19 protein-coding genes are annotated in these 18,606 nt (G+C 73.4%); 4 read left to right on the forward strand and 15 right to left on the reverse strand.

The window, feature by feature from the left end; genetic code table 11:
* Positions 1-50 precede the first annotated feature (50 nt).
* The 3 genes from IE275_RS07380 to IE275_RS07390 form a co-directional block, all read right to left on the reverse strand.
* On the reverse strand, positions 51-587 hold the full coding sequence (locus IE275_RS07380; RefSeq protein WP_189708932.1) for a hypothetical protein: 537 nt from the start codon (positions 585-587) through the stop codon (positions 51-53).
* A 196-nt stretch (positions 588-783) separates the two neighbouring features.
* Positions 784-1,689, reverse strand: coding sequence for an HtaA domain-containing protein (locus IE275_RS07385; protein ID WP_189708934.1), 906 nt, complete (start codon positions 1,687-1,689; stop codon positions 784-786).
* A 76-nt stretch (positions 1,690-1,765) separates the two neighbouring features.
* The gene (locus tag IE275_RS07390; RefSeq protein WP_189708936.1) at positions 1,766-2,431 is read right to left on the reverse strand and encodes a hypothetical protein; all 666 of its coding nucleotides are present in this window, start codon (positions 2,429-2,431) and stop codon (positions 1,766-1,768) included.
* Between the two features lie 229 nt (positions 2,432-2,660).
* Between IE275_RS07390 and IE275_RS07395 the strand changes: the two genes are divergently transcribed.
* The gene (locus IE275_RS07395; RefSeq protein WP_189708938.1) at positions 2,661-3,722 is read left to right on the forward strand and encodes a heme/hemin ABC transporter substrate-binding protein; all 1,062 of its coding nucleotides are present in this window, start codon (positions 2,661-2,663) and stop codon (positions 3,720-3,722) included.
* 37 nt (positions 3,723-3,759) lie between these two features.
* Here IE275_RS07395 and IE275_RS07400 read toward each other — a convergent pair whose 3' ends face one another.
* The 5 genes from IE275_RS07400 to IE275_RS07420 form a co-directional block, all read right to left on the reverse strand.
* On the reverse strand, positions 3,760-4,749 hold the full coding sequence (locus IE275_RS07400) for an adenosine deaminase (RefSeq protein WP_189708940.1): 990 nt from the start codon (positions 4,747-4,749) through the stop codon (positions 3,760-3,762).
* A gap of 20 nt (positions 4,750-4,769) precedes the next feature.
* Positions 4,770-5,675: a ribonuclease Z gene (locus IE275_RS07405; protein WP_189708942.1), complete on the reverse strand. Its 906-nt coding sequence runs from the start codon at positions 5,673-5,675 to the stop codon at positions 4,770-4,772.
* Between the two features lie 6 nt (positions 5,676-5,681).
* Entirely contained in the window at positions 5,682-6,035 is a 354-nt protein-coding gene (locus IE275_RS07410) for a histidine triad nucleotide-binding protein (protein WP_189708944.1), read from the reverse strand.
* Positions 6,036-6,094: 59 nt separating this feature from the next.
* Positions 6,095-9,331 (reverse strand): S41 family peptidase, encoded by a 3,237-nt coding sequence (locus IE275_RS07415; protein ID WP_189708946.1) that lies wholly within the window; start codon positions 9,329-9,331, stop codon positions 6,095-6,097.
* Between the two features lie 74 nt (positions 9,332-9,405).
* Positions 9,406-9,885 (reverse strand): hypothetical protein, encoded by a 480-nt coding sequence (locus IE275_RS07420; protein WP_229870149.1) that lies wholly within the window; start codon positions 9,883-9,885, stop codon positions 9,406-9,408.
* Between the two features lie 193 nt (positions 9,886-10,078).
* Between IE275_RS07420 and IE275_RS07425 the strand changes: the two genes are divergently transcribed.
* Complete coding sequence (locus IE275_RS07425; protein ID WP_189708950.1) at positions 10,079-10,477, forward strand: hypothetical protein; 399 nt, start codon at positions 10,079-10,081, stop codon at positions 10,475-10,477.
* Here IE275_RS07425 and IE275_RS07430 read toward each other — a convergent pair.
* From IE275_RS07430 to hrcA, 5 genes are all read right to left on the reverse strand, one after another.
* Positions 10,419-10,811 (reverse strand): VOC family protein, encoded by a 393-nt coding sequence (locus tag IE275_RS07430; protein ID WP_189708952.1) that lies wholly within the window; start codon positions 10,809-10,811, stop codon positions 10,419-10,421. The two genes, IE275_RS07425 and IE275_RS07430, sit on opposite strands and share 59 nt — an antisense overlap.
* 26 nt (positions 10,812-10,837) lie before the next feature.
* Positions 10,838-11,584 carry a 16S rRNA (uracil(1498)-N(3))-methyltransferase gene (locus IE275_RS07435; protein WP_189708954.1) on the reverse strand — a complete coding sequence of 249 codons (747 nt, stop codon included), beginning with the start codon at positions 11,582-11,584 and terminating at the stop codon, positions 10,838-10,840.
* Positions 11,581-12,708, reverse strand: a complete 1,128-nt coding sequence (locus IE275_RS07440; RefSeq protein ID WP_189708956.1) for a nitronate monooxygenase — start codon at positions 12,706-12,708, stop codon at positions 11,581-11,583. Before IE275_RS07440 ends, IE275_RS07435 begins: the two co-directional genes overlap by 4 nt.
* A 99-nt stretch (positions 12,709-12,807) precedes the next feature.
* Positions 12,808-13,944 carry a molecular chaperone DnaJ gene (dnaJ, locus tag IE275_RS07445; protein ID WP_189708958.1) on the reverse strand — a complete coding sequence of 379 codons (1,137 nt, stop codon included), beginning with the start codon at positions 13,942-13,944 and terminating at the stop codon, positions 12,808-12,810.
* Positions 13,945-14,961, reverse strand: coding sequence for a heat-inducible transcriptional repressor HrcA (gene hrcA, locus IE275_RS07450; RefSeq protein ID WP_189708960.1), 1,017 nt, complete (start codon positions 14,959-14,961; stop codon positions 13,945-13,947). It lies immediately after the preceding gene.
* Positions 14,962-15,118: 157 nt separating this feature from the next.
* Between hrcA and IE275_RS07455 the strand changes: the two genes are divergently transcribed.
* Complete coding sequence (locus IE275_RS07455) at positions 15,119-15,844, forward strand: MBL fold metallo-hydrolase (RefSeq protein ID WP_189708962.1); 726 nt, start codon at positions 15,119-15,121, stop codon at positions 15,842-15,844.
* Positions 15,845-15,886: 42 nt separating this feature from the next.
* Positions 15,887-16,687, forward strand: a complete 801-nt coding sequence (locus IE275_RS07460) for a DUF3097 domain-containing protein (RefSeq protein WP_189708964.1) — start codon at positions 15,887-15,889, stop codon at positions 16,685-16,687.
* Here the strand turns inward: IE275_RS07460 and IE275_RS07465 are convergent.
* Positions 16,677-17,249, reverse strand: coding sequence for a Uma2 family endonuclease (locus IE275_RS07465; RefSeq protein ID WP_189708966.1), 573 nt, complete (start codon positions 17,247-17,249; stop codon positions 16,677-16,679). The genes IE275_RS07460 and IE275_RS07465 overlap by 11 nt on opposite strands.
* Before the next feature lie 101 nt (positions 17,250-17,350).
* Complete coding sequence (gene hemW, locus IE275_RS07470; protein ID WP_189708968.1) at positions 17,351-18,583, reverse strand: radical SAM family heme chaperone HemW; 1,233 nt, start codon at positions 18,581-18,583, stop codon at positions 17,351-17,353.
* Positions 18,584-18,606 lie beyond the last annotated feature (23 nt).

Raw genomic sequence — 18,606 nt, forward strand, 5'->3', positions numbered from 1 at the left:
GGGCCGGACCCCGCCGCGCGAGGTCCGGCCCGGCCGCGTTCAGCCGGCCGTCACTGGAAGGTGATCGGGGCGTGGACGTCGTACTTGCGGTCATTGGTGTCGAAGTGGTCGGCGCGGGTCACGATCGCGCAGGTCACGTCCTCGCCGCAGACGCTGCCGTCGTCGAGCACGGCCTTGACGTAGATCTGCGCGCTGAAGGTGCCGCCGGTGCCGAACTTGGAGCTGTTGGCGAACAGGCCGCCGAAGACGTTGTTGACCCAGTGCGAGGCGCCGGTGGAGCCGCTCTCGTCCTGGCCGCCGAGGCAGGGGGTCGGCTTGTTGGCGCCCTGGACGCCGTCGACGACACAGAGGCCGACGTAGATGCCCTGGCCGGTGTTGTAGCCGGAGCCGGTGACGGTGATGACCTGGCCGGCGGCGGAGGCGGTGTCGGGCGCGGTGAGCGACAGGTTGTAGGTCGTGGAGCCGTCGACGATCGTGCGGGTCGCGGTGGCGGCGGAGGCGGAGGTGGCCAGGCCCAGGGTCAGCGCGGCGGAGGCGCCGACGGCGAGCGCGGCGCGGGCGGCGGTGCGGGGGGTGGAAACTCTCATGGCGGGACCTTTCCTGTCGGAAGTCCGAACTTCGCCAGCTCGAACTTAGGTAAGGCAAACCTAAGTATGAACTCCGGCCGTTTGTCAACGGAGTGCAAAAATCGCCAACCACCCTGCACCGCAAGGGATTTCGGGCATACGAAGGAGCGGACCGGACGGCCCGCTCCTTCCAGCGACTGGGTGACCGGCACGCCGGTCAGTCCGGGACACCGACCCCGAACCGGGCGCCGGCGACGCCCGGTTCACCGCCGACGGCGGTCAGCTCCACGGTGTGCTCGCCCTCGGCGGCGTTGGCGTACACCGGGAAGGTCCGCTCGATCCGGCCCCGGGCGTCGGCCACCGCCTGATAGCGCGTGTCCCCGTCGATCGCGACGAGCACGACAGCCCCCGGCGCGAACCCCGTTCCGGTCACCGTCTGTTCGGCGCCCGCCGTGAGGGCGGGACGGGCCAGGGCGGCGGCGGGTCCCCGCTGCGGCGCGACGGCCCCGGGCCGCTCCTCGGCGCTCGGGGAGGCCCGCGGGGTCTCGGGTCCGGCGGACTCCTCGGCCGTCTCGGTCCCGACACTCACGTCGAACGCACCGAGCGCGTCCCCGGCCGCGAACTCCGCCCCGCTCCAGGCGGACAGCAGGGCCGCCCCCTCCTCGGTGAGCGACGCCCGCAGCCCGGTCCAGGTCACCGCCTCGGCCCGTACCGCGGGTTTCGCGTCGGCCACCTCGGCCAGCGCCAGCTCGCGGGCCCGCCCGTCGACGACCGTACGGGCGTACAGGGCACCCTCGTCACCGGCCAGCCGCAGTCGCAGCCCGGCGAGGACGAGGGGCTGCCCGGCCGGACCGCCGAGACGGGCGACGCCGCCCAGCTCCACCTCGGCGGCACCGGTCCCGGGGACGGCGTCGCCGCCGAGGGCGGGGAAGGAGGCCCGGCCGGCCGCGGTCCGCACGGCGGGCGCGGCGACGTCGAGCGTGACGTCACCGGCGGCCAGGGTCCAGTCCGCGTGCCCGCCGGAGACCTGCGCGAGCGGCTCCTGGCCGGCCGCCGCGGCCGGTGCGCCCAGCACGAACAGCGCGCCGGCCACCAGGGCGACGGCGCCGGTTCTCTTCGCCATGTTCGGTTCTCCCTCGGGGATATGAGGTCGTGTCACTCGCGCCGGCGCCTGCCGGTTCGGGTCCGCCGGTACCGCTTCAGCTCGCGTTCGCGTTCGCGTTCGGGTGCGCGGGCCCGGATCGCCGACGGCGTGCCCAGAACCAGGCGCCGGAGCCGGCCGCCAGGAGTCCGGCGGCGGTGAGCCCGACGGGCAGCGCGAGGCCGGATCCGGTGGCGGCCATCGAGCCGTCGGCGGCCTTGTCGGCCGCCCCGGTGGTGCCGGAGCCGCCGGTCGTCGCGGTCGTCGAGGCAGCGGCGCTCGCGCCGGGTGCGGCCGAGGAGCCCGAGCCGCCCGTCGTGGCGCCCGCCGACCCGAAGGTCACCGGGATCCGCACGGTCTGGCTCTGGTCCCCGCCCCGGGTGTGGTCGTTGCGGGTGATGACGGCACAGGTCACCCCGGACGCGGTGCAGTCGGTGTTGGCGTCCTTGGCGCGCACCTTGATCCGCGCGCTGAAGGTGCCCGCGTGCGCGCTGCCGCCGTAGGGCCGGGCCAACCCCTCACCGTAGGAAGGCGGGTTGGAGGAGATCCACACGGACGCACCCGACTCGCCGGACATGTCGACGCCGCCGACGCAGGGCGTGGGTGTCCTCCCGGCGCCGTTGTCGACGCAGAAGGCGATGTAGATGCCCTTCTCGGTGTTGTAGCCGGAGCCGGTCACGGTGACCGTCTCGCCCGCCGGATCGAGGCCGGACGACCGGGACACGGTGAGTTTCTGTCCCTCGGGCCCGGTCGCCGAGCCACCCGCGGCCACCGCCGGCGAGGCCGCCGGAAGCAGAAGGGCGGACGCCGAGGCGACTGCCAGGAGAACGCCAACTCCCCGTCCGCGCAAGCCACTTGGCCCTGTCATGGAAAACCCCCACCACGCGACACTAAGGGAAGCCTAACCTAAACTAATACTCAACTGTGTGCCAGCCGAACGGAAAGGAACTGCCATGCGCGCACCCCGGGGAGGCCGGCCTGTCGGACGCGGGACGAGGAGGGGGCTCACCGCCCTCGGGCTGGCCCTCGCCCTGCTGACCGGGGCCTGCGCCCAGGGCTCCACGGGGAGCGCGGACACCTCCGAGGCGAGCGCCCCGTCCGCGGGCGCGCGGGCCGCCGCGGCCCAGGAGCGGCTCGCGAAGAACACCCTCGTCCCCCTCGAAGGCGAGGCGCCCGCACCGGAGTTGCCGGTGACCGTGGACTCCTCCGACGGACGGAAGGTCACCGTCACGGACACCTCGCGCATCCTCCCGCTCAACGGCGGCGTCGCGGAGATCGTGTTCACGCTGGGGCTCGGCGACCGGGTCGTCGGCCGGGACATCACCGCCACCTTCGAGGAGGCGAAGAAGCTCCCCCAGGTCACCAAGGCGCACGACGTGAGCGCGGAGAGCGTGCTGTCGCTGGAGCCGACGGTGGTGCTGGCCGACACGGACACCGGCCCCGGGGAGGCGATCGACCAGATCAGGGACGCCGGGATCCCCGTCGTCGTCCTCGACCCGGCGACCGAGCTGTCCGACGTCACCACCCGCACCACCCGGATCGCCGAGGCGCTCGGCGTCCCGGCGGCCGGCCGGGCGCTCAACACACGGATGAGCGACGAACTCGCCGCCGCCCGGGCGGCCGTGCCCGAGGGCAGCAGGCCGAAGGTCGCGTTCCTCTACATGCGCGGCAGCGCGGCCGTCTATCTGATCGGCGGCAGGGGATCGGGGGCCGACTCGCTGCTGGACGCGGCCGGCGCGGTGGACGCGGGCACGGACGCGGGCCTGGACCGCCCCTTCACCCCGATCACCACCGAAGCCCTCGCCCAGGCGCAGCCGGACGTGATCCTGATGATGACCAAGGGCCTGGAGTCGGTCGGCGGCCTCGACGGCCTCCTCCGGATCCCCGGCATCGCCCAGACCCCGGCGGGCATGAACCGCAGGATCGTCGACCTGGAGGACGGCGTGCTGCTGAGCTTCGGCCCGCGCACACCGCTCGTCATCGACATTCTGGTGGACCGCGTCCACCGGAAGTGATCAGCCGCCGGGGCCGGCCGGAAGGTGCGGGCGCCGGTCAGAAGACGTAGGCGTCGACCTCCGCGAGACAGCGGGCCCGCCGCTCCTCGTCGTCCTCCAGGAAGGAGGCGGTGAACGAGTTGCGGGCCAGCTCGCGCAGCCGGTCCTCGCTCAGCCCGAGGGTGGTGCCGACGGCGTCGAAGTTGTCGCCCGCGTAGCCGCCGAAGTAGGCGGGGTCGTCGGAGTTGACCGTGCACAGCAGCCCGGCGTCGAGCATGGCGGGCAGCGGGTGGTCGGCGAGGGTGTCGACCGTGCGCAGCCGGACGTTGGACAGCGGGCACAGCGTCAGCGGTATCCGCTCCCGCACCAGCCGCTCCACGAGCGCGGGGTCCTCCATGCACCTCAGGCCGTGGTCGACGCGTTCGACGCCGAGGACGTCGAGGGCCTCGGTGATGTACTGCGGCGGCCCCTCCTCCCCCGCGTGCGCCACCCGCCGCAGCCCCAGCGCGGCGGCCGCCTCGTACACCTCGCGGAACTTCGCCGGCGGATGCCCGACCTCGGCGGAGTCCAGCCCGATCCCGGTGATCCGGTCCAGATAGGGCTTGGCCGCGTCGAGCGTCTGAAGGGCCGACTCGGCGGACTCGTCCCGCAGGAAGCACAGGATCAGCCGGGTCGAGACACCGTGGCGGGCCTCGCCGGTGCCCAGCGCGCGCCACAGCCCCTCCACCACCGTGCCCATGTCGACGCCCCGGGCGAGATGGGCCTGCGGGTCGAAGAAGATCTCCGCGTGCCGTACGCCCTGCGCGGCGGCCCGGGCGAGGTAGGCGTCGGCCAGGTCCGCGAAGTCCTGCTCGGTGCGGAGCACCGCCATCAGCTCGTAGTACAGGTTCAGGAAGGACTGGAGGTCCTCGAACCGGTACGCCTCGCGGAGCGCGTCGGTGTCGGCGTAGGGCAGGACGACCCCGTTGCGGGCGGCCAGCTCGAACGCCAGCTCCGGCTCCAGGGTGCCTTCGATATGCAGGTGCAGTTCAGCTTTCGGGATGGGCATCAAAGTATCGTACGGCTGTTTTACCGACGTTTCGGCAGCGGTACCCGCAGCAGGTCGTGCGCGACGGTCAGCTCCCCCTCGAAGCCGGCGGCCCGTGCCTGCCGCTCGAACTCCTCGGGGTCGGTGTAGCGCTGGCTGAAGTGCGTGAGCACGAGATGCCGCACCCCGGCGTCCCGGGCCACACCCGCCGCCTGCCCCGCCGTGAGATGCCCGTGCTCGATGGCGAGCTGTATCTCCTCGTCGAGGAAGGTCGACTCGATGACGAGCATGTCGGCGTCCTCCGCCAGCGCGTGCACGCCGTCGCACAGCCGGGTGTCCATGACGAACGCGAACCGCTGCCCGCGCCGCGCCTCGCTGACGTCCTCCAGCAGTACGTCCCCGAGAGCCCCCTCCCGCTGGATGCGGCCGACGTCGGCGCCCCGGATGCCGTGCGCGGCGAGCCGCTCGGGCAGCATGCGGCGCCCGTCGGGCTCGACGAGCCGGTAACCGTAGGACTCGACGGGATGGGACAGCCTGCGGGCCTCGAGCGTGTACGAGGCGCCGGTGGCCAGGGGCCCGTCCTCGGCCACCGGCGCCTCGGTGACGCCGACGGTCTCGCGGTAGGCGGTGGCGTACCGGAGCCGGTCGAAGAAGTGCTGGCCGGAGCGCGGGTAGTGGGCGGTGACCGGGTGCGGCACCTGGTCCAGGTTGATCCGCTGGATCACGCCGGACAGGCCGAGCGAGTGGTCGCCGTGGAAGTGCGTCACACAGATCCGGTGGAGATCGTGCGCGGCGACACCGGCCCGCAGCATCTGCCGCTGGGTGCCCTCGCCCGGGTCGAAGAGGATGCCCTCGGCGTCCCAGCGCAGCAGATAGCCGTTGTGGTTGCGGTGCCGGGTCGGGACCTGGCTGGCGGTGCCCAGGACCACCAGTTCACGTACGGACATCGCGCGCTACCCGGGGGGCCACTGCATGCCGCGCCCGCCGAGGACGTGCGCGTGGGCGTGCCAGACGGTCTGTCCGGCGCCGCTGCCGGTGTTGAAGACGATGCGGTAGCTCTCCAGCTTGTCCTCGTCGGCGACGGCCCGGGCCTCGCGCAGCACGTCCGCGGCGATCGCGGGTTCGGCGGCGGCGAGGACGGCGGCGTTCTCGTAGTGCACCTTCGGGATCACCAGGACGTGGGTGGGCGCCTGCGGGTTGATGTCCCGGAAGGCGACCGTCGTCTCCGTCTCCCGCACGATCGTCGCCGGGATGTGCCCTTCCACGATCTTGCAGAACAGACAGTCGTCCTGCGGCTCGCCTGCCATGCGGCTCTCCTTTGCGCGGGTGATCTCTTGCGGGAATCGTAGCGAGCGGTGCGGCCGGGTCAGGGCACGGTGGGCGGTACCTTCGCCGGCGTCTCCCGCAGCGCGGCCAGCGCCAGCGCCACCGCCTCGTCGAGCTGGACGTCCCGCCCCGCCGCGTGGTCCTGCGGCCGGCAGACGACCTCGACGTCGGGGTCGACGCCGTGGTTCTCCACCCCCCACCCGTAGCCCTCCAGCCAGATGGCGTACTTGGGCTGGGTGACGAGCGTCCCGTCGACCAGCCGGTACCGGCTGTCGATGCCGATCGTGCCGCCCCAGGTGCGGGTACCGACGACCGGACCGATCCCGAGCGCCTTGATCGCCGCGTTCACGATGTCCCCGTCCGACCCGGAGAACTCGTTGGCGACGGCGACGACGGGCCCGCGGGGCGCGTCCTCGGGGTAGCTGGACGCCCGCATCCCGCGCGGCACGTCCCAGCCGACGATCCGCCGCGCCAGCTTCTCCACCACCAGCTGCGAGGTGTGCCCGCCCCGGTTCTCCCGCACGTCGACGACGAGCCCCTCCCGGGCGACCTCGATCCGCAGGTCCCGGTGGATCTGGGCCCAGCCGGGCGCCTGCATGTCGGGCACGTGCAGATAGCCGAGCCGGCCGCCGGACGACTCGTGGACGTAGGCCCGCCGGTCGGCGACCCACGCGTGGTAGCGCAGGGCCTCCTCGTCGGCGATCGGTACGACGACCGCGTGCCGGGGCTCGCCCCCGCCGGACGGCGAGATCGTCAGCTCCACCGGCCGGCCCGCCGTACCGACGAGCAGCGGTCCGGGACCGGTCACCGGGTCCACCGGCTGTCCGGCGACGGCGGCGATCGTGTCGCCGGGGCGCACCGCGACACCGGGGGCGGCCAGCGGGGAGCGGGCGTCGGGGTCGGAGGTCTCCGAGGGCAGGATCCGGTCGATGCGCCAGCCGCCGTCCTCGTGCCGGGAGATGTCCGCGCCGAGCAGCCCCTGGCGGGCACCTTGGCCGTAGCCGCCGCGCGGTGACACGTACGCGTGGGAGGTGCCCAGCTCGCCGTGCACCTCCCAGAGCAGGTCGACGAGGTCGTCGTGGGTGGCGACCCGGTCCAGCAGCGGCCGGTAGCGGTCCAGGACGCCGTCCCAGTCCACGCCGCCGAGGTCCGCCCGCCAGAAGTTGTCCCGCATGACGCGGCCGGTCTCGTCGTACATCTGCCGCCACTCGGCGGCCGGGTCGACGGTCTGCCGGATCCGGGCGAGGTCGACGGTGATGTTGCTGTCGCTGTCCTCGTCGCCGGAGGCGCGCCGGTCGCTGGGGACGACCTTCAGCTTGCCGTCGGCCCACAGCAGCAGCCGTTTGCCGTCGCCGCTGACCTCGAAGCCGTCCGCGTCGGCGGCGAGGTGCTCGAAGCGCTGCTGGGCGAGGTCGTAGCGCTCCAGCTCGGTGTCCGGGTCGGGGTCGTCGGGGGTGGCGCGCGAGGCGCCGAGGACTCCGCGGACCGGGTGGCGCAGCCAGAGCACGCCGTCCTTGGCGGCGGCGAGCCCGGAGTAGCGGCCGGCCTCGACGGGGAACGGGACGATCCGGTCGGCGAGGCCCTCCAGGTCGATCCGGGTGGCCGGGGTGCCCTCGCTGTCGGGGGTCTCGTCCTTGTCGGGCGCCTCGAAGGGGCGGCCGTGCCGCTGCGGGCCGAACGGCGACGGGGTGGTGGCGGCCAGGGTGATCAGGTGCGGGCGGGCACCCTCGACGAAGGAGAGGTCGAAGGCGTGCTCGTCGTAGACCGGGTCGAAGGCGCGGGTGGACAGGAACGCCAGGTGCCGGCCGTCGAGGGTGAAGGCGGGCGCGTAGTCGTGGAAGCGCAGCGGGGTGGCCTCGGTGACCGACAGGTCGGTGACGTTGGCGAGCTTGAGCTGGGCGAGCGGGCGCGGTCCGGGGTGCGACCAGGCGAGCCAGGCCGAGTCGGGCGAGAAGACCAGGTCGCCGACCTCGCCGTCGGCGCTGCGGTCGACCTCGCGGACCTCGCCGCTCTCCCGTTCGACGAGCAGCAGCCGTCCGTCGTGCGCGGCGACGGCGGCCCGGCTGCCGTCGGGCGCCATGGCCAGTTCCAGGACCCGTCCGAGCCGGCCGGCGGCGAGCCGGCGCGGGGTGGCGCCCGGGGCCGGTCCGGTGGCCGGCGCGAACTCCAGGGCGTCCTCGCCCTCGGCGTCCGTCACCCACACCACCCACTCCTCGCCCTCCGTGCGGAAGGTGCGCGGCAGCCGTGCCCGCACACCGGGCCGGGCGGCGAGCGCGCGGGCGGGCCCGGCGCGGTGGGTGATCCAGTGGATGGCGCCGCGCACCTCCACGGCGCTGCCGCGGGCGGTGTGGTCCGGGGCGGCCCCGCCGAGCCACCGGGAGGCGGTCACCGGGTGCGGTCTGCGGTCGGTGCGCTGGCCGCCGAGCCGTACGTCGAGCCGGCGCGGCGCGGCGCCGTCGAGGTCGTCGAGGATCCACAGTTCACCGGCGGACATGTACACGATCCGCGTGCCGTCGCCGGCCGCCTGCCGGGCGTAGAACCCCGCCCCGCTCTCGGCCCCGTCCGGGCCGGAGGTGTCCCCGAGCGGGGTGTGCCGCCGCAGGTCGGACCCGTCGGCGAGGGAGGAGTACAGCGCGCCGGTGCCCTCGTGGTCGGAGAGGAACGCGATCCGCTCCCCGGCCCAGACCGGGTACTCGATGTTCCCGTCGAGTGCCTCGTGCAGCCGGACGAACCCGCCGTCGCCGTCCCGGTCGATCCACAGCTTGCCCGCCGTGCCGCCCCGGTAGCGCTTCCAGTGGGCGGCCTCGCGGCCCATCGGCGCGGACAGCAGCACGGTGTGCGGGCCGTGGGCGACGCCCCCGACCGGGCCGTACGGCAGGGTCGTGGCGGGTCCGCCGTCGAGCGGGACGGCGCGGGCCCAGGTGCGGCGCGGGCTCGCCTGGTCGTGGGCGGCGAGCGCGAGGATCCGGCCGTCGGGGGTCCAGCCGGACACCCGGGTGCCCGCACCGCCCCAGTAGGTGAGCCGGGTCGAGGGTCCGCCGTCGACGGGGGCGATGTGCACCTCGGGGGCGCCGTCGCGGGTGGAGGTCCAGGCGACGGTGGTGCCGTCGGGCGAGATCCGCGGCCGGGAGACCGGAACGTTGTCGGCGCTGACCCGCCAGGCGCGTCCCCCGTCGAGGGGCGCGAGCCACACGTCGTCCTCGGCGGCGAAGGCCACCAACTCGCCGTGCGGGTGCGGGAATCTGAGGTATGCGGCAGGCGTCGCGGACTGGGTCACCGCATCACTGTATGCAACGGCGGGACCGCAGGTCAGGGGTTTCGATCAGTTGTCTTTCGCTCCCTTTGCGCCGCTCACTTGCCCTCGACGGGACCGCACCCCGCCTTCCCCGCCCGGCACCACACCGTCTCGGTGACGGTCACGGTGACGGTGGGCCGCGGCCCGGATCCGGCGGTGTCGGGCGGGTCGACCGGCGAGGGCGTCGCGGACTTGCAGTCGCCGAGCCCGCTGACCCGGAACACCTGCTTCTTGCCGACGTCGGCCCGCAGATCGCCGCGGACACAGGCGCCGCCGACGCCCCGGGTGACCTTGCCGGTGACGGTGATGTCCCGTCCGTCGCCGGTCTCGCCGGTGCAGTCGACGGCGGCGATCCGCTGCGCCTGCCGGTCGCCGTCGTACTTCGCCGTGCAGGTCAGCCAGCGCACGTCCACGTCCCGGCGTCCGAGCTCGGCCGTCGCGGCCTCGTCGGTGGTGTACGCCACCGACATCGTGCTCAGCCCGCCCGGCTCGCACGCCACGAGCCCGCCCACGGCCACGGCCGCGAGTCCTGCCACGGCGGCCGAGCGCAGCGCGCCCGGCCGACCCCGAATCTGCCGTAATGCCCCCATGAGGGGCAGCCTGCCATCGTCCCGGCGGCCGCGGTAGGGCTCATACGGCCACTCCTTGCACGCGCACGCCACCCTCGCGCCCGGCCGCGCGCCGGAAAACCCCGCGCCCCGCCGGGGTTCGGCCGCCTAGCCTGCTCCCATGCGTGACAGCCGCCGTACGAGAACACTCGTCGTCGACGAGAACACCGCCTACCGGTGGAGAGTGCGCCACCGGCACGGTGACGGCGCGCCCTGCGCGGAGGTGCTCACCCTGCACCGTGACGGCGTCCGCACCCGGATCGTGTTCCGGGCCGGTGCCGGCCGGTACGCGGGCGACGGCGGGCCCGGCGGGCACTCCGGCGCGGTGGGCGACCGCGAGCACCACCTCAACCTCCACGAACCCGGCGCCGTACGCGCCCTGGTCGACGAGGCCCTCAGGCGCGAACTGCTGCCGTACGACGGCGAGGTGGACGGCTGGGACCTGCTCCCCGGTGCGGCCCTCAGCCGCGCAGCAGCAGCCACTCCTGAAGCTCCACCAGGTTGCCCTCCGGGTCCTTGAGGTGGGCGACGCGCATCCGGTCGGTCATCGGGGCGGGCCCGTGGATCAGCTCGGCGCCCCGGGCGGTGATCTGCGCGCAGTAGGCGTCGAGGTCGTCGACGCGCAACGCCACCAGGGAACGGTGGCCGTTGGCCGGCTCGCCCAGTTCGCCGAGCACCTCGGCCATCATGGCCCGGTCCTGGACGGCGATCCCGGCCGAGCCTGCGGCGGGGCCGAACTTCTCGTACGGCCCGTGCACCGCCCCGGACTGCGGTACGAGGCCGAGGACGTCGGCGTAGAAGCGGTAGCAGGCGGCGAAGTCGGTGACCAGCAGCCGTACTTGGGCGAGTTCCACGGTGCCTCCTCAGCGGTCCTCGAACGTCAGGACCAGCGGCCGGTGCGTCCCAGGAGCAGGGCGGTGGCGGCCGTACCGGCGGTCGAGGTGCGCAGGACACTGCGGCCCAGCCGGTACGCCTTGGCGCCCGCCTCCTCGAAGAGCGCCAGCTCCTCGGGGGAGACGCCGCCCTCGGGTCCGACGACGAGCACGATCTCACCCTCGGCGGGGAGTCCGGCGGCGGCGAGGGGTTCGCTGCCGTAGTCACGGTCCTCGTGCAGGACGGCGGCGAAGTCGGCGCGGGCCAGCAGGTCCGCCACCTGTCGGCTCGTCGCCGCGTCGGCCACCTCGGGGAACCGGACCCGGCGGGACTGCTTGCCGGCCTCGCGGGCGGTGGCCCGCCACTTGGCGAGCGCCTTCAGGCCGCGCTCGCCCTTCCACTGGGTGATGCAGCGTGCGGCGGCCCACGGCACGATCGCGTCGACGCCGGTCTCGGTCATCGTCTCCACGGCCAGCTCACCCCGGTCCCCCTTGGGAAGGGCCTGCACGACGGTGATCCGCGGCGACTCGACGGGCTCCTCGACGACGTCCCCGACACCGACCACCAGCCGGTCCTTGCCCTCGGCGGCGACGACCTCGCCCGCCGCCCAGCGCCCGGCGCCGTCGGTCAGGACGACCGCCTCACCGGCGCGCAGCCGCTTCACGGACACGGCGTGCCGCCCCTCGGGGCCGTCGAGCACGAACTCGGTTTGCCCGGAGGGAAGTTCGTCGACGACGAAGACCGGCGCGGTCATCGGACGTCACCCCCGTCGGCCTCGGACAACGCTGTCCGCGCGTCGTCGAGTTCGGCCATCAGCAGCTGCACCAGCTCGCCGGCCGGCAGCTCCCGGGCCATCCGGTGCCCCTGTCCCGCCCACAGCGCCATGCCCTGCGCGTCGCCCGCCTTGGCGGCCGCCTTGCGCAGCGGCGAGGTGAGGTGGTGGACCTCGGGGTAGGCGGCGGGGGCGTAAGGGCCGTGCTCACGCAGGAACCGGTTGACCAGGCCGCGGGCCGGGCGGCCGGAGAAGGCCCGGGTCAGCTCGGTGCGCACGTACAGCGGGTCGGTGAGCGCCTGCTTGTGCACGGCGTGCGCGCCCGACTCCGGTGTGGCGAGGAACGCGGTGCCCAGCTGGGCCGCGCTCGCGCCGGCCGCGAGGACCGCGGCGATCTGGCTGCCGCGCATGAGGCCGCCGGCGGCGACGATCGGCAGGCTCACGGACTCGCGGACCTGGGCGATCAGGGAGAGCAGGCCGATAGCGGAGCCGTCGGTCTCGGGCAGGTCCTTGTGGGTGCCCTGGTGACCGCCGGCCTCCACGCCCTGCACGATCACCGCGTCGGCGCCGGCCCGCTCCACGGCCAGGGCCTCCTCGACGGTGGTCGCGGTGACCAGGGTGAGGGTCCCGGCGCGGCGCAGGGCCTCCAGCGCCTTCGGGCTGGGCACGCCGAAGTGGAAGGACGCCACCGCCACCGGGTTGTCCAGCAGTACCGCGAGCTTGGCGTCGTAGCCGTCGTCGCGGCCGCTGTCCGGGTCGCCGAGTTCTGTCTCGTACCAGGCGGCCTCACCGGCGAGCTGATGGGCGTAGACCTCCACCGCGCCCGCGTCGAGGGGCGCGGCGCCGGCCGCTCCGGTGGAGCCGGCGCCCGCACCGGGGTACTCCGGCTGCGGCATGAAGAGGTTCACGCCGAAGGGGCGGCCGGTGAGCCCTCGGAGCTGCTTGATCTCCTGGTACATGCCGTCGGCCGTCTTGTACCCGGCGGCCAGGAACCCGAGCCCGCCGGCCTCGGCCACGGCGGCGGCGAGCTGAGGAACGGAGACACCGCCCGCCATGGGGGCCTGCACGATCGGATGAGGGAAGAGATCGGTCAGCGCGGAGGACATGACGGCATGTTGTCACGTCCTCCGAACAAGTCCGAATCCGGCCTTCCATTGGCATAGTCCAGTGGCAGGCGTGGTCCCGTCGCTCGCGCGACGGGCCGATCAGCGCCCGTTGAACGCGTCCTTCAGCCGCGAGAACAGCCCCTGCTGACCGGGCTGGAACTGCCCCAGAGGCCGCTCCTCGCCCCGCAGCTTGGCCAGCTCGCGCAGCAGCCGCTCCTGCTCGGGATCCAGCTTCGTCGGCGTCTGGACCTCGACGTGCACGATGAGGTCGCCGCGCCCGCCGCCGCGCAGATGCGTGACGCCCCGGCCGTGCAGCGGGATCGACTGGCCGGACTGGGTGCCGGGCCGGATGTCGACCTCCTCCAGGCCGTCCAGCGTCTCCAGCGGCACCTTGGTGCCCAGGGACGCCGCGGTCATCGGGAGCGTGACCGTGCAGTGCAGGTCGTCGCCGCGCCGCTGGAACATCGCGTGCGGCAGCTCGTGGATCTCCACGTACAGGTCGCCGGCGGGACCGCCGCCGGGGCCGACCTCGCCCTCGCCCGCGAGCTGGATCCGGGTGCCGTTGTCGACACCGGCCGGGATCTTGACCGTGAGCGTGCGGCGCGAGCGGACCCGCCCGTCGCCCGCGCACTCCGGGCACGGCGTGGGGACGACCGTGCCGAAGCCCTGGCACTGGGGGCAGGGGCGGGAGGTCATGACCTGGCCCAGGAAGGACCGGGTCACCTGCGACACCTCACCGCGGCCGCGGCACATGTCGCACGTCTGGGCGGTGGTGCCCGGGGCGGCGCCCTCACCGCTGCACGTGGTGCAGACGATCGCCGTGTCGACCTGGATGTCCTTGGTCGTGCCGAAGGCGGCCTCCTCGAGGTCCACCTCCAGCCGGATCATCGCGTCCTGGCCGCGCCGGGTGCGCGAGCGCGGGCCGCGCTGGGACGCCGTCCCGAAGAAGGCGTCCATGATGTCGGAGAAGTTGCCGAAGCCACCGGCCCCGAAGCCGCCCGCACCGCCGCCGCCCGCCTGCGAGAGGGGGTCGCCGCCGAGGTCGTAGACCTGCTTCTTCTGCGGGTCCGACAGCACCTCGTAAGCGGCGTTGATCTCCTTGAACCGCTCCTGGGTCTTCGGATCCGGGTTGACGTCCGGGTGCAGCTCGCGAGCGAGCCGCCGGAAGGCCTTCTTGATCTCTTCCTGCGACGCATCGCGGCGCACGCCGAGAACGGCGTAGTAGTCCGTGGCCACCTACGACTCCGCCAGGATCTGTCCGACGTACCGTGCCACTGCGCGTACCGCTCCCATCGTTCCCGGGTAATCCATGCGGGTCGGTCCGACCACGCCGAGCTTGGCGACTGCCTCGCCGCCCGAACCGTAGCCGACCGACACCACAGAAGTGGAGTTGAGTCCCTCGTAGGCGTTCTCGTGACCGATGCGTACGGTCATGCCCGAATCCCCCGCCTCGCCCAGGAGCTTGAGGAGCACGACGTGCTCCTCCAGGGCCTCCAGGACGGGCCGGATGATGAGGGGAAAGTCATGTCCGAAGCGGGTGAGATTGGCGGTTCCGCCGATCATCAGCCGCTCCTCGTTCTCCTCGACGAGTGTCTCCAGCAGGGTGGAGAGCACCGTCGAGACCGTGCCACGGTCGTCGGCCTCGAAGGCGTCCGGCAGGTCTTCCACCAGCCGGGGCACATCGGTGAACCGGCGGCTCGCGACCCGGCTGTTGAGCCGCGCGCGTAGATCCGCCAGGGCGGCCTCCCCGAAGGGCGCCGGGCAGTCCACCATCCGCTGCTCGACCCGGCCGGTGTCCGTGATCAGCACGAGCATCAGCCGGGCGGGCGCGAGCGACAGCAGCTCGACGTGGCGCACGGTGGACCGGGTCAGCGACGGGTACTGCACGACGGCGACCTGCCGGGTGAGCTGCGCGAGCAGCCGCACCGTGCGCGCCACGACGTCGTCGAGGTCGACGGCGCCGTCGAGGAAGTTCTGGATGGCGCGCCGCTCGGGAGCGGTCATCGGCTTGACGCCGGCCAGCTTGTCGACGAACAGCCGGTAGCCCTTGTCCGTGGGGATGCGCCCGGCGCTGGTGTGCGGCTGGGCGATGTACCCCTCGTCCTCCAGGGCGGCCATGTCGTTGCGGACCGTGGCCGGGGAGACGCCGAGGTTGTGCCGTTCGGTGAGGGCCTTGGAACCCACCGGCTCCTCGGTGCCCACGTAGTCCTGGACGATGGCGCGCAGCACCTGAAGCCGTCGCTCGCTCAGCATCGCGCACACCTCCAGATCCAGTCCGCCGGTCCCCCGGGCGCCTCGCCTGGCACTCTTCATATACGAGTGCCAGCGTTCCCCCGCCAGTGTACGGCTGTGGGGTACACCCGGGGCAAGGTCGGCGGCCGGTGGGAGGCCGTACCGTTAGCGTCGCGGTATGACGGTGACTTGGGAAGAGCTGGGGTGGGAACGGGTCGCGGCCGGGGTCGGACGGTGCCGGCTGCCGGGCTGGGACTGCACGGCGGGGCTGGTCGTCGGGGCGGGCTCGGCCCTGTTGGTGGACGCCGGTTCGAGCCTGGCGGAGGGGTCGCGGCTGCGGGCCCTGGCCGAGGAGCTGACCGGCGGCCGTGTGACCCATCTCGCGCTCACCCACCCCCACTTCGACCATGTCTTCGGCGCGGCGGCGTTCGCGGGCGCGGAGATCTTCGGCGCGGTCGGCATGGACACCGTGCCGGCGGAGGAGCTGCGGGCGGACGCGGTGCGGGGCGGCCTGGACGAGGCGACGGCGACGGAGGCCGCGGACGTCCTGGTGCGGCCCCGTCACCTGGTCTGCGGTGAGTGGACCCTCGACCTCGGCGGCGGCCGGCAGGTGCTGCTGGCGAACGTCGGCCCGGCGCACACCGCCCACGACCTGGTGGTCCTCGTCCCCGGCGCCTCCGGTTCGCCCGAGGTGGTGTTCTGCGGCGACCTGGTCGAGGAGTCCGGCGAACCGCAGGCCGGCCCCGACGCCGTCCCCTCCCACTGGCCCGCCGCCCTCGACCGTCTGCTCGACCTCGGCGGCGAGGACGCGCTGTACGTGCCGGGTCACGGGGCGGTGGTGGACGCGGCGTTCGTCCGGGCGCAGCGGGACGCGCTGGCGGCCCGTTTCGGCGTGTCGCGGTGATCCCGGGGTGATCCGGCCGGGATTTCTCCTATCGTCGTCCGAATGCGCTCGTACTCCGCCGACCTGACTCCTCCCTGGAAGAAGCCGAAGCCCGTCCCCGAGGTCCCGGCGGAGCCCGGCCTCGTGGTGGAGGAGCCTGGCACCGGATTCTGCGGCGCGGTGATCCGCTGCGAGGCGGGCACGGTGACCCTGGAGGACCGCTTCGGCAAGCACCGGGTGTTCCCGCTGGAGCCGCGGGGCTTCCTGCTGGAGGGCCGGGTGGTGACGCTGGTGCGGCCGTCCGCCGCTCCGGTACGCCCCAGCCGTACCGCCTCCGGTTCGGTCGCCGTCCCCGGCGCCCGCGCGCGGGTCGCGCGCGCCGGGCGCATCTACGTCGAGGGCCGGCACGACGCCGAGCTGGTCGAGAAGGTGTGGGGCGACGATCTGCGCATCGAGGGCGTGGTCGTCGAGTACCTGGAGGGCGTGGACGACCTCCCGTCGATCGTCACCGGCTTCGCCCCCGGCCCGGACGCCCGCCTCGGCGTCCTGGTGGACCACCTGGTGCCGGGGTCGAAGGAATGGCGCATCGCGCAGGCGGTGACGAACGACCACGCCCTGGTCGTCGGCCACCCGTACATCGACATCTGGGAGGCGGTGAAGCCGTCGGCCCTCGGTATCGCGGCCTGGCCGCGCGTCCCCCGCGGCCAGGACTGGAAGACGGGCGTGTGCCGGGCCCTGGGCTGGCCGGCGGAGAACACCGGGGCGGTCTGGCAGGCGATCCTGGCCCGGGTGGGGTCCTACAAGGATCTGGAGCCGGAGCTGCTGGGCCGGGTCGAGGAACTGATCGACTTCGTCACGGCGTAGCGGTGAGCGGCGGAAGGGTTCCGAACCGGCTCGTATCGAGATCGATGCCGATGATCGGCAGTGGCACCGGATCCCCGAACTTACGGGTCCGCCCGCTCTGGTAGTCCGCCGTCGGACCCGTGCCGACAGGTTCCGTCATCACCAAGCATGTGGCCTTGAAGGGGTCGATGAGCAGGTAGACGGGCACACCCCCGGCAGCGTAGATCGACCGCTTCTCCACGTAGTCCCGGTGCACACTGGTCCTGGAGACGACCTCGACGAGCATCGTCACGGCCGGGGACGGCACGAGACGGCCGGGACCGTCGTCGGCACCGATCTCCAGAACGACCAGATCGGGTTGAGGCTCGCTCTCCTCGCCGGGGAAGGCCACGTCCTGGGTCTGGAGCCGCTCCCACCGGTCGGAGGGGACCTGGTCCTGCACGGACTGCACGATGCGGTTGTGGACCTTGTCGGGTCCGGCCGTCATCACGATTTCCCCCCGGATGAGCTCAGCCTTGAAGCCTTCGGGAACCACGAGGTTCTCGAAGACGTCATGCACCCGGCGATCATCCACAGCGGTCATCTCCGTGGCCCTCCGAATCCGCCGCGTCCTTGTCGGCGGCAGCCTACGAACCAGGTTAGGGACCGAACACCGGTTACGGGGGGATTCACCCGCCGGGGTGATCAGTCCACCAGATCCCGTACGACCGCGTCGGCCAGCAGCCGCCCCCGCAGGGTCAGGACCGCACGTCCCTCGTCGTAAGGCTCACGCTGGAGCAGCCCCTCCGACAGCGCCCGCCGGGAGGCCGCGAGGCCCTCCGGCCGCAGCAGGGACAGCGGCACGCCCTCCCGCAGGCGGAGCTCCAGCAGGATCCGCTCGACCCTGCGGTCCTCCGCCGACAGCACCTCGCGCCCCGCCCCGGGGGAGCGCCCGGCGGCCAGCGCCGTCGCGTACGCCCCCGGGTGCTTCACGTTCCACCAGCGCACGCCGCCCACGTGCGAGTGCGCGCCGGGGCCCGCGCCCCACCAGTCGGCGCCGCGCCAGTACAGCTCGTTGTGCAGACAGCGGCCGGCGTCGGAGGTGGCCCAGTTCGACACCTCGTACCAGTCGTAGCCCGCCGCGGCGAGGGTCTCCTCGGCGATCAGATACCGGTCGGCGTGCACGTCGTCGTCCGTCATCGGCACCTCGCCCCGCCGGATCCGCCGGGCGAGCTGGGTGCCCTCCTCGACGATCAGGGCGTACGCGCTGATGTGGTCGGGCCCGGCCCCCAGCGCCGCGTCCAGCGTCGCCCGCCAGTCGTCGTCCGACTCGCCCGGCGTGCCGTAGATCAGGTCGAGGTTGACATGGTCGAAGCCCACCGCGCGGGCCTCCGCCACGCAACGCTCGGGCCGGCCGGGCGTGTGCGTGCGGTCGAGGACACGGAGCACGTGCTGCCGGGCGCTCTGCATGCCGAAGGAGATCCGGTTGAAGCCGCCCTGCCGGAGCGTGGCGAGATAGGCCGGGTCCACGGACTCCGGGTTCGCCTCGGTCGTCACCTCCGCGTCGGCCGCCAGCCCGAACTCGTCCCGGATCGCGCGCAGTGCCCGTACGAGGTCGGAGGCGGCCAGCAGCGTCGGCGTACCGCCGCCGACGAAGACCGTACGGACCTCGCGGGGGTCGTCGCCGAGGGTCTTGCGGGCCAGCCGGATCTCGTCGACCAGGGTGTCGGCGTAGTTCTCGCGGGAGGCGAGCACACCGCCGGTGCCGCGCAGCTCGGTGGCGGTGTAGGTGTTGAAGTCGCAGTACCCGCAGCGGGTCGCGCAGTAGGGAACGTGCAGGTAGAACCCGAGGGGGCGGTCGGCGGCGCCGGCGAGGGCGTGCTCCGGGAGCGCGCCGTCGTCGGGGACCGGCTCGCCGTCGGGAAGTGCGGAAGGCATGGGTCCATTGTCCAGGACCGGCG

The organism is Streptomyces phaeofaciens, assembly GCF_014648915.1.
In the GTDB taxonomy this organism is placed as follows: domain Bacteria; phylum Actinomycetota; class Actinomycetes; order Streptomycetales; family Streptomycetaceae; genus Streptomyces; species Streptomyces phaeofaciens.